The 9,534-nt window shown below is 69.1% G+C and carries 11 protein-coding genes, 1 tRNA gene and 1 pseudogene; 6 read left to right on the top strand and 7 right to left on the bottom strand.

Going from position 1 to position 9,534, the window contains the following annotated elements:
• Positions 1 to 676 (top strand): annotated as a pseudogene (locus tag ACLD7X_RS15060) (hypothetical protein); the annotation flags it as partial.
• Positions 677 to 727: 51 nt separating this feature from the next.
• On the opposite strand, the gene msrB reads toward ACLD7X_RS15060, so the two are convergent.
• The 3 genes from msrB to ACLD7X_RS15045 all read right to left on the bottom strand — a co-directional run bounded on the left by msrB (position 728) and on the right by ACLD7X_RS15045 (position 2,625).
• Positions 728 to 1,168 (bottom strand): peptide-methionine (R)-S-oxide reductase MsrB, encoded by a 441-nt coding sequence (gene msrB, locus ACLD7X_RS15055; RefSeq protein WP_411424467.1) that lies wholly within the window; start codon positions 1,166 to 1,168, stop codon positions 728 to 730.
• A gap of 33 nt (positions 1,169 to 1,201) precedes the next feature.
• Positions 1,202 to 2,515: a glycosyltransferase family protein gene (locus ACLD7X_RS15050; protein WP_411424466.1), complete on the bottom strand. Its 1,314-nt coding sequence runs from the start codon at positions 2,513 to 2,515 to the stop codon at positions 1,202 to 1,204.
• Positions 2,516 to 2,543: 28 nt separating this feature from the next.
• A tRNA-Leu gene (locus tag ACLD7X_RS15045) sits at positions 2,544 to 2,625 on the bottom strand.
• A 179-nt stretch (positions 2,626 to 2,804) separates the two neighbouring features.
• Between ACLD7X_RS15045 and accC the strand changes: the two genes are divergently transcribed.
• Positions 2,805 to 4,157 carry an acetyl-CoA carboxylase biotin carboxylase subunit gene (gene accC / locus ACLD7X_RS15040; RefSeq protein WP_411424464.1) on the top strand — a complete coding sequence of 451 codons (1,353 nt, stop codon included), beginning with the start codon at positions 2,805 to 2,807 and terminating at the stop codon, positions 4,155 to 4,157.
• A 43-nt stretch (positions 4,158 to 4,200) separates the two neighbouring features.
• On the opposite strand, the gene ACLD7X_RS15035 is transcribed toward accC, so the two are convergent.
• Entirely contained in the window at positions 4,201 to 4,521 is a 321-nt protein-coding gene (locus ACLD7X_RS15035) for a YggT family protein (RefSeq protein ID WP_411424463.1), read from the bottom strand.
• An 89-nt stretch (positions 4,522 to 4,610) separates the two neighbouring features.
• Between ACLD7X_RS15035 and psbX the strand changes: the two genes are divergently transcribed.
• The 4 genes from psbX (at position 4,611) to ACLD7X_RS15015 (ending at position 6,839) form a co-directional block, all read left to right on the top strand.
• Positions 4,611 to 4,733: a photosystem II reaction center protein PsbX gene (psbX, locus tag ACLD7X_RS15030; RefSeq protein ID WP_411424462.1), complete on the top strand. Its 123-nt coding sequence runs from the start codon at positions 4,611 to 4,613 to the stop codon at positions 4,731 to 4,733.
• 83 nt (positions 4,734 to 4,816) lie between these two features.
• The gene (locus ACLD7X_RS15025) at positions 4,817 to 5,722 is read left to right on the top strand and encodes a Ycf66 family protein (RefSeq protein WP_411424461.1); all 906 of its coding nucleotides are present in this window, start codon (positions 4,817 to 4,819) and stop codon (positions 5,720 to 5,722) included.
• A 122-nt stretch (positions 5,723 to 5,844) separates the two neighbouring features.
• On the top strand, positions 5,845 to 6,312 hold the full coding sequence (locus ACLD7X_RS15020; protein ID WP_411424460.1) for a TolB-like translocation protein: 468 nt from the start codon (positions 5,845 to 5,847) through the stop codon (positions 6,310 to 6,312).
• Entirely contained in the window at positions 6,309 to 6,839 is a 531-nt protein-coding gene (locus ACLD7X_RS15015) for a TolB family protein (protein ID WP_411424459.1), read from the top strand. The genes ACLD7X_RS15020 and ACLD7X_RS15015 overlap by 4 nt, the downstream gene beginning before the upstream one ends.
• A gap of 37 nt (positions 6,840 to 6,876) precedes the next feature.
• Here the strand turns inward: ACLD7X_RS15015 and ACLD7X_RS15010 are convergent, their stop codons facing one another.
• From ACLD7X_RS15010 to ACLD7X_RS15000, 3 genes are read right to left on the bottom strand one after another with little or no spacing between them, the layout of a single operon-like run.
• Complete coding sequence (locus ACLD7X_RS15010) at positions 6,877 to 7,071, bottom strand: chlorophyll a/b-binding protein (protein WP_412006987.1); 195 nt, start codon at positions 7,069 to 7,071, stop codon at positions 6,877 to 6,879.
• 55 nt (positions 7,072 to 7,126) lie between these two features.
• Positions 7,127 to 9,130, bottom strand: a complete 2,004-nt coding sequence (locus ACLD7X_RS15005) for an ABC transporter ATP-binding protein/permease (RefSeq protein WP_411424457.1) — start codon at positions 9,128 to 9,130, stop codon at positions 7,127 to 7,129.
• Positions 9,131 to 9,170: 40 nt separating this feature from the next.
• The gene (locus ACLD7X_RS15000) at positions 9,171 to 9,515 is read right to left on the bottom strand and encodes a histidine triad nucleotide-binding protein (protein ID WP_411424468.1); all 345 of its coding nucleotides are present in this window, start codon (positions 9,513 to 9,515) and stop codon (positions 9,171 to 9,173) included.
• Positions 9,516 to 9,534 lie beyond the last annotated feature (19 nt).

Here is a 9,534-nt window from a genome sequence, read left to right as displayed (position 1 = left end):
GGCCGTGGAGGAGATCGTCAGCAGCGGGCCCGATCGGATCATCGTCTACGAGGGAGCCGAGGAGAAGCTCAAGCAGCTGGGCACCGGCCTGCTCGAGAAGCTCGGGATCGGTGGCCCCAGCTGGGAGCAGGAGGAGCGGGAGCGCTACCGCAGCACCATGGTGCCGGTGGAGAACCAACTGGCCCCTGGCGTCCCCAGCGTCCAGGAGCAACGGCGCATCCAGCCCGCCAGCAGCCAGGCCTTCGTACCGGAGGAGGAGCTTGACTACGTGGAGGTCGAGGAGCGCCGGGAGCGGGCGCCCCTACGCCAGCGCCGCTACCTGGACGAGGAGGAGGGGCTCGACGACCGGCGGTTCGAGGCCCCGCCCCGCTACCCCGACGGCCGCTACTCCGACAGCCGCTACCCCGAGGGCCGCTACGAAGAGAGCAACTCCGACGAAGGCCGCTACGGGGGCAGCCGGTTCGAGGGCAGCAGCTCTCAGGGCGGCCGTTCCGGAGAGGGCCGGTACGAGGACGGTGGCTACCGGGAGCGCAGGCTGCCGGGGGACCGCCCGGGAGAGCGCGAAGCGAGCCCCCGGGAGCTTCGGCCGATCGATGGCCCCCGCCGGCGTCCCCCCGGCCGGCTTCCCGCCGAACCGGTGGACGTGGACGCCGAAGAGCTGGATGATCCCTGGTGAACTGGTCCAGGCAGGACCGGTCCAGTCGATTGTGAACCAAGGGGCAGGAGCTCAGTCCGCCCGGAACTCGAGCGATGCGGAGTTGACGCAGTAGCGCTGCCCCGTGGGTGCCGGGCCATCCGAGAACACGTGGCCCAGGTGGGCATCGCACTGGGCACAGCGGATCTCGGTGCGCACCATGCCGTGGCTGCGGTCCAAGTGGGTGCTGATCGCGCCAGGGCGCACCCCATCCCAGAAGCTGGGCCAGCCGGTGCCGGAATCAAACTTGGTGTCACTGCTGAACAGTTCGGCATCACAGCAGATGCAGTGGTACATCCCGGAGCCTTTCTGGTTCCAGTAGGCGCCGCTGAAGGCCCGCTCCGTGCCGCCCTGGCGGGCGATGCGGAACTGCTCGGGGGTGAGCTTCTGGCGCCACACCTCCTCCTCCACCCCCCGCGCCAGACCACTCTCGAGCCCGCAGGCGGAGGACTGGGGATCGCTCTGATCAGCCATGGCCAAGGCAGGAGTCTGGATTGAAGCCCAACCCTAGGAATCCGTCCGGGTCGGCAGGAGCTCCTCCACCAGATCCGCCAGCGCCGCCACGGCCCCTGGAGCGCCCCGCAGGCTGCGCAGATCAGCCCGCATGCCGTCCAGGCGAGCCGGCGAGGCCAGCCAGTCGGCGGCCTCCGCCGCGATCTGCTCGGGGGTGATCGGCCCGACCCGCTCGGGCACCACCAGGCGGCCTGCGGTGATGTTCGGGGAGGCCAGGAAGCCGCGGTGTCGCAGGCGCCAGGCCGTGAGCGCCAGACCGAACAGCCACCGCAGCAGCGGCAGCCGCCCCAGCAGACCGGCCAGGCCGTCCCAGGCCTGCATCACCTGCAGATGCTGGGTGGGCACCAGCACCAGCATCGGCAGCCCCAGGGCCCCCAGTTCCGCCGTGTTGGCACCCACCGTGGTCAGGGCCAGGCGGCACTGGCTGAGGAGGGCATGGGCGGGATTGCGGCGCTCCAGCCGGATCCGGGTGCCGGCGGGGGTCACGAGCCCATCCCCGCCGGGCTCCAGCCGGGGCACGCCGGAGCGGTAAGCGCGGGCGATCGGATTGGCCGGCCCGGCATGGCTGAGCAGCTCCTCCACGCTGGTGGTGGGGGCCAGGGGAAGCAGGAAGCGGCAGCCGGGATTCAGGCTCGCCAGTCGATCGGCGGTCTCGAGCAGGAAGGGCACCCCGATCCGCAGCTTGGCCCGCTTGGAGCCCGGCAGCAGCGCCACCCAGATCCCCTCCGGCAGGGGCTCCTCGCTGCGGGCCGCCTCCGACAGATCCGCCATCAGGTCGCCCACCACCCGGCAGCGGGACGACCAGCGGGGGGGCAGCTGAGCGGCGGCGCGGGGCCCCATCGCCGCGATCCGGTCATTCCAGCGTGGCCAGCGGGCCACCCATTCGGCATAGGTGAGGTGGCGGTAGCCCAACCGGGCCGAGAGCAGCACACTCCAGAACTGGTCACCGCCCAGAAACACCACGACCCCCTGCCGGGGCCAGGGGCCGAACCGCCGCGGCCGCAGCAGCAGGCTCCAGAAGCGCCGCGCCGGGGTGATCCGCTCGAACAGCCCCCACTGGGCGGCGACCCGGTGCTCGCCGCCGGTGCCGTTGGGACAGGGCACCATCACCAGATCCAGGCTGCAGGGCCCATCCGGCTGGCGGGGCCTCAGGCTGAGGCGGCGATGCAGGCAGAGAGCCAGGGGTCTGACCCAGGTGGTCAGCTCACCGGGGCCGTTGCTCACCAGCACGATGGCCGTCGTGGCGGTGACCCGAGAGGCTGGGTCCCAGGCGGGGTACCGAAGGTCTGCGTTGGAGTGTGGCGGCACCCCGTCACCCAAACCGGAAAAGAAAAAATGCGGATGGCGAGACTTGAACTCGCAAGGCCGAAGCCACACGCCCCTCAAACGTGCGTGTCTACCAATTCCACCACATCCGCGTGATGCAACGGCTGGGCAATGCCCATCCGGGTGGTTCGATGGGCCGCGGTGGCGCATCGGTTGAGCAATATACCCATCACCCGGTCCATGCCCCGGCCCGAGGCCGGCTCGGGCCGCAGGACGGGCCTGTGAGCACTGATACAGTCCGCGATGGCCTGTACCAGCTGAGCGGCTGCGGATGTCCATCGGCAAGTTGCTGATCGCCAACCGCGGCGAGATTGCCCTGAGGATCCTGCGGAGCTGCCGTGAGCTCGGGATTCCGACCGTGGCCGTCTACAGCACCGTGGACCGCAACGCCCTGCATGTCCAGCTGGCCGACGAAGCCGTCTGTGTCGGCGAGGCCCCCAGCTCGAAGAGCTACCTGAACATTCCGAACATCCTGGCCGCGGCCACCTCCCGCGGAGCGGACGCGATCCACCCCGGCTACGGCTTCCTGGCCGAGAACGACCGCTTCGCCGAAATCTGCGCCGACCACGGGATCACCTTCGTCGGCCCCTCCCCCGAGGCGATCCGCTCGATGGGGGACAAGTCGACGGCGAAGGCCACCATGCAGCGGGTGGGGGTGCCCACCATCCCCGGCAGCGAGGGACTGCTGGAGACCCCGCGCCAGGCGGCTGCGCTGGCCGAAGCGATGGGGTACCCGGTGATGATCAAGGCCACGGCCGGCGGCGGTGGCCGCGGCATGCGCCTGGTCCCGGCCGCCGACCAGCTGGAGGGCCTCTTCAAGGCCGCCCAGGGCGAGGCGGAAGCCGCCTTCGGCAACCCAGGCCTGTACATGGAGAAATTCATCGACCGGCCCCGCCACGTGGAGGTGCAGGTGCTGGCGGACCGCCACGGCACCGTGGTGCACCTGGGCGAGCGCGACTGCTCGATCCAGCGGCGTCACCAGAAGCTGCTCGAGGAGGCCCCCAGCGTGGCCATCAATGCCGACCTTCGCCGCCAGATGGGAGAAGCGGCGGTGGCCGCGGCCCGCACCATCGGCTACGAGGGCGCCGGCACGGTGGAGTTTCTGGTGGACCGGGGCGGCAACTTCTATTTCATGGAGATGAACACCCGGATCCAGGTGGAGCATCCCGTCACCGAGGTGGTGACGGGGGTCGACCTGATCGCCGAGCAGCTGCGGATTGCCGGCGGCGAACCCATCTCCGTCCGCCAGGAGGACATCTGCCTGCGGGGGCACGCCATCGAGGTGCGGATCAATGCCGAAGATCCCCGTCAGAACTTCAGGCCGGCCCCGGGCAAGATCACCGGCTGGCTGCCGCCCGGCGGCCCCGGAGTCAGGGTCGACAGCCACGTTTACACCGGCTACGAGATCCCCCCCTTCTATGACTCCCTGATCGGCAAGCTGATCGTCTGGGGCGTCGACCGCGATCACGCCCTGCGCCGCCTGCACCGGGCCCTCTCGGAATGTGCCGTGACCGGCATTCCGACCACGATCGAGTTCCACCTGCAACTGCTCGAGCGACCGGAATTCCAGGCCGGGGACGTGCACACCAAGTTCGTGGAGGAGGAGATGCTGCCGCGCCCCTGAATCCCACGGCCCTGAATCAGACGGCCTGTGCGGACGGCAGGGTCTAGGCCACAGGGTGGCTGTGCTGCAGCACCTGGGTGAGCAGGCCCTGCTGGCCCACCAGCAGCTCCCGCAGCAGGCTGAGCAGGCCCACCCACACCACCGGTGTCACATCCACGCCGCCGATGGGCTGGATCAGCCGGCGGGTCGGGGTTAGCAGGGGTTCCGTGGGGGCTCCGACCAGGCGCATCACCCCCTTGCCGAGGTCCACCTGGGGGTACCAGGTCAGCACGATGCGGAACAGGAACAGCAGGGTCCAGAGGGCGAGCACCAGCCCCAGCAGCAGATGCGACCAGGCCAGCGGAGAAAGGGGTAGCGCCGTCACAAAGCTCTAAGCAGGGGCGAGGTCAGCGTAGGAAGCTGGCGTCGCTGCCTAGGATTCCGCGACGCCTGTCGCCGACGGTCCGCCGCGCCATGACCCCTTCCCTCGCCAACTTCCTCAGCAGCCTCGCCTGGGGTGCCGTGATCGTGGTTGTGCCGATCTCGATCGCCCTGGTGCTGATCAGCCAGAACGACCGGCTGGACCGGCGTCTCTGAGAACGCCCCGTCCCGGGCCTGGCCACCTGCCTCCGGGCCTGGACACCTGCCTACAGTGCCTGGGAGCTCCAGGGTGAGATTCCGTGGTCAATGCCAGCCTCAACTGGGCCAGCATCGTCGGCATCGTGCTGGCGGTTGGCGGAGCGCTGCTCTATTTCATGCGCAGCTTCAAGCCAGCCCTGGCCCGTGATTACGACGTCTTCTTCGCCGCCGTTGGCCTGCTCTGCGGCGGCATTCTGTTTTTCCAGGGCTGGCGGCTCGATCCGATTCTTCAGTTCGGCCAGTTCCTCCTCGCCGGCACCACCGTCTTCTTCGCCTACGAGAGCGTGCGGCTGCGGGGGGTGACCACGGAGCAGGCCCGCCGCTCGTCCTATTTCGACGATGACGAACCGGCTCCGGCCGGGCCCTACCGCCCCCGCATGGCTGGCCAGGCCTGGGACGAGCGCGACATGGATCGACTCGACGAACCCGAACCCCTGCGTCGCCGCATCCCCACCCGTGACCCCGACGAGGAGTTCTACCGGATGCGGCGCTCCAGCCGGGCAGCGATCCCCGAACGGGCTGCCAGCCGCCGGGGCGCTCCGACTGACAACTGGGAGACCGACGAAACCCCACCAGATGGGCCCCGTGGTCGCTACACCGCCGATGCTGCCAGGACCGCCGCCGATTTTGGCGCCCGCCGCCGCGATCGCGATACCCGTCCCGAGCCACGTCGGGGCTCCAGGCCGGCCGCCGCCGCCGCTGAGCCCGGTGCGCCGCGCTCCAGCCGAAGGCCCCCTGCCGGGGCGGCCGGCGCCATGGCCGAGCCCCCGGAGCGCCCAGGCGTACCGCAGGGTGCCCCGATCCGCGGCGCTCGCAGTGCCGACCGTGGGGTCAGCGACGCCGATTTCACCCCCGTGAGAGCGCGCTCCGAATCCTCCGAGCGGCCCCCGGCCCCTCCCGTTCAGGACGCCAGGCCCCGGGACAACGCCTCCCGCTTCGACGACTGATCCCCCAGCGTCGCCAGGCGCGGCCGAGACCGCCCAGCCGTTCCCGGCCCTGCCTCGCCCTCCTCGCCCTGGCCCTCAGCCTGGGCGGCTGTGCCTGGCTGGGTCGTCGCACGGCCACACCGGTGGGCTTCGGGCCTGACGGCAACCGGCTCGATCCAGCCCTGAGCGGCAATGGCCGGTATCTGGCCTCGGTGCTGGAAACGGGGGGAAGGGCCCGGCTGATCCTGCAGGAACAGCCGGGCGGCCGGGTGATCCCGCTCCGCCACCTGCGGGGCCGCGAACCCCACAGCTCCCCCTCGCTCAGCTGGAACGGCCGCTACGTGGCGCTGCTGGTGCAGCAGGGTCCCCAGAGGCTGGCCCTGCTGGAGGATCGCCTCAGCGGTCGGCTGGTGCGCCTGCCCCTCCGGGGCAATGCCATGCCGGTCAGGCTCAGCCTGGCCCCCGATGCCACCCGCGTGGCTCTCCAGGTGGTCAGATCCGGCCAGTGGCAGGTCGAACTGCTCGACCTCAGCGCTCTGGTGGAACCGGACCGTCCCGGCGGCACCCCGGAGATCGGCGGTGGCGCGGCAGATGGAGCGGCAGAGCGGTGACGACGCACGCCGATGGGGGAGGGAACGCGGTGGGGGAAGAACGCCCGAGGGGGCTGCCCCGCCTGGCCACCCTGCTCGCCCCCCTGCTGCTGACGGGGTGCCTGGCGGCCGGTCCGGTGTCCCTGGTAGGGATCAACCGCCAGCTGGAGCCACTGGGGGCCAACCGCGATCCCTCCCTGAGCGGCAACTGGCTGGCCCTGATCAGCGGCAGCGGCGGGCGGGAGCGGGTGGTGCTGGTGGATCTGCAGCGCCAGCGGCCTGTGCCCGTGCCGGGCCTGAACCGGCCGGACGCCCAGCCCATCCACGTGTCGGTGGACAGCCGCGGCGAGCGACTGGCCCTGGTGCGTCAGCTCGAGGGGCGCACCGAACTGGTGATCTATCGGCGCTCCCTGCAGGGCCTCCAACCGCTGCCGATCGTGCCCCCCGGGGTGCCACGCCAGGTGCACCTCCGGCCCGACGGCCGGGAGCTGGCCGTGCAGGTGAGCCGCCAGGGCCTCTGGCAGATCGATCTGATTCAGGTGCCCTAGATCCTGAGGCAACCTGATCCTGGGGCGACCTGGATCTTCAGGGCACCAGGCCGGCCCAGTGGAGGAAGGTGTCCCCGCTGAGGGCTTCGATCGCCAGCACAGCCACAAAGCCCACCATCGCGAAGCGCCCGTTGACGCGCTCGGCATAGCCGCTCCAGCCGAAGGCGGGGACATCGGGGGTGGTGGCGCTGGTGGCCCTGCTCGCCTCCTCCTGGGGCACAGGGTCAGGCAAACCAGGGGCAGACGAACCAGGGGCAGAGGAACCAGCGGCGGCGGAACCCATCGGATCAGACATGGCGGCCAACGTCATAACCCGCCGCGGGCAGAAGACGCCAGCCTCCGCGACCGTCGAGCTCCAGCACGGTGTCATGGAAGGCCGTGAGGGTGGGGCGGTGGCCGACGCTCACGAACGCCATCTCCCGTTGCATCAGCAGGTCGTAGAGATGGCGCTCCGTCGCCACGTCGAGGGCGCTGGTGGCCTCATCGAGCACCACGAAGTGGGGGGAGTTGAGCAGCAGCCGGGCGAAGGCCAGACGCTGCTGTTCGCCCAGCGACAGCAGGCGCGGCCAGTCCTGCTTGATCTCGAGGTCGGGATAGCGGTGCACCAGCTCAGGCAGGCGCACCTGCTCGAGGACGTGGCGCAGCTGCTCGTCACTGAAGCGGTCCGGCTGGAGCGGGTAACAGAGCTGTTCGCGCAGGCTGCCCAGCAGCATGTAGGGCTTCTGGGGGATGAACAGCAGCTCGCCCTCCCGCGGTCGCTGCACGCTGCCGGCGGCCGGTGGCCAAAGGCCGCTCACCATCCGCAGGAAGGAGGTCTTGCCGCAGCCGGAGGGTCCCACCACCAGCAACCGCTGGTGACGGTCCACCTCGACGCTGAGATCGTGGATCAGGGTGCGGCTGGTGCGGGGTGGCACCAGATCCACATGGCTGACCAGGATGGAGGCGTCGCGATCCCTGGCAGGACGCGAGGCCTCGTCCAGCTTCTCCCGGGCCACCAGGGCCGCCATCTCACCACCGATCGCCTCGACCTTGCCCTGAAAGCCCTCGAGACGGCTGATCGAGGCGGAGAAAGCCGCCAGTCGATCGATGTTGTTGACGATGTAACTGACCGAGAAGAGCACCTGGGAAAAGGCGATGCTCGCCTGGCCGAACACCCCGAAGTCGACTCCCTTGGCAAAGTAGATCGGCGCGATCACCAACCACGGCAGAAAGCGCGAGAAGTAATCGTAGGAACGCTGGATCACGCTGATCAACGCTTCCCAGATGATCAGCCTGTTGTAGTTGCGGATTGCGCCACCAAGGCGACGCTCGGCCTCCCGCGACTCCTGCTGCTCGCCGCGGTAGAAGGCAATCGACTCGGCGTTGTCACGGATGTGTACAAGCCCGTAGCGGAAATCGGCCTCCAGCTTGAGCTGCTGGTAGTTCAGCGCAACAAGCTTTCGGCTGGCGAATACGATGATGACCGTACCTCCAACCGAATAGATCAACAGCCATAGTGCCAACTGCGAGCTGATGCTCCACAGCACAATGATGAAACTGAAGAATGTAAGCAGAGCCGAGAGGATCTCCACCGTGACACTGAGGCTGGTTCCGGTGAAGCTGGCCGTGTCCTGGGAGATCCGTTGATCCGGATTATCGATTTCTTCGGCAGACTCATCGTTGGGATTAAGGACGTAGTAGGCCCGGTTGGACAGGTAGCGCCCCAGCAGCCGATTGCTCAGCCACTCTCGCCACAACAGGCCGAGCTTGGGAATCAGATAACTCTGAATGGCCCGGATCGGCAGAGCCAGAACGAGACAGAATGCATAGATCGCGACAATTTTCCAGAAGGCGTCCTGGTCATAGGCGACCAGGGCATTGTCGACATTGCGGGCGATATAACTGATCCCCACATTGATGCCGTTGATGACAAGGATCAACAGCACGATCACCCCCAGCAGCAGCCAGGGAAGCCAGCGGCCCTGGCGGAGCTTGGTGCGGAAGGCGGCGAAGCAACCCAGGCCGGCCGCCAGCACCACCATCGCGCCTGGACCGAAGGGGCTCCGCCAGATGGCCGCCACCTGTTCCGGGACCCCGGGGAGGAAGCGACTGCGCAACACCGGGATGAAAACCCCGCTGAGGGCGATGACGCCGGTGAGCAGCAGCAGGGTGGTGCCCACCACCACCGCGAGCATCGCCACCACCAGCAGCAGGAACTGCCAACCCCGGGTCTCCTCCACCGGGAGGAAGTAAGGCTGGGACAACCGCTGCAATTTGCCCAGCTGGCTGCGGAGGGCATGGAAGGGTGTCATGGGCCGGCACGGATCCAGGCATTGTGGCTGGCGCCGGGACTCAGCCGGGCGGCCAGGCCAGCGGACGGCCACCGATCACATGCACATGCAGGTGGAACACGGTCTGGCCGGCCTCGGCGCCGCTGTTGATGACGGTGCGGAATCCCTCCAGTCCCTCCTGCCGGGCCACCCGGGCGGCCACCAGCAGCAGATGGCCGAGCAGCTCGGCGTGACCGGGCTCGGCATCCAGGAGATTCTCCAGGGGCTCGCGGGGAATGATCAGGATGTGAACCGGCGCCTGAGGGGCCACGTCCCGGAAAGCCAGGCAGCGGTCGTCGGCATGGACCTGGTCGCAGGGAATCTCGCCGCGCAGGATGCGGCCGAAGATCGTGTCGGAGCTGGCCATCGCTGCGGAGACAGGGGTG

The sequence above is a fragment of the Aphanothece microscopica RSMan92 genome, assembly GCF_046613545.2.
In the GTDB taxonomy this organism is placed as follows: Bacteria; Cyanobacteriota; Cyanobacteriia; order PCC-6307; family Cyanobiaceae; genus NIES-981.
The sequence above is the reverse complement of the archived record's forward strand: the minus strand, read 5'-3'. Positions and strand labels throughout refer to the sequence as shown.

What these genes read in the sequence shown, in the direction of transcription:
- msrB (WP_411424467.1), bottom strand. Translation starts at nt 1,168, where the DNA reads ATGGCTGATCAGAGCGATCCCCAGTCCTCCGCCTGCGGGCTCGAGAGT.
- accC (WP_411424464.1), top strand. Translation starts at nt 2,805, where the DNA reads ATGTCCATCGGCAAGTTGCTGATCGCCAACCGCGGCGAGATTGCCCTG.
- psbX (WP_411424462.1), top strand. Translation starts at nt 4,611, where the DNA reads ATGACCCCTTCCCTCGCCAACTTCCTCAGCAGCCTCGCCTGGGGTGCC.
- ACLD7X_RS15005 (WP_411424457.1), bottom strand. Translation starts at nt 9,130, where the DNA reads ATGACACCCTTCCATGCCCTCCGCAGCCAGCTGGGCAAATTGCAGCGG.
- ACLD7X_RS15000 (WP_411424468.1), bottom strand. Translation starts at nt 9,515, where the DNA reads ATGGCCAGCTCCGACACGATCTTCGGCCGCATCCTGCGCGGCGAGATT.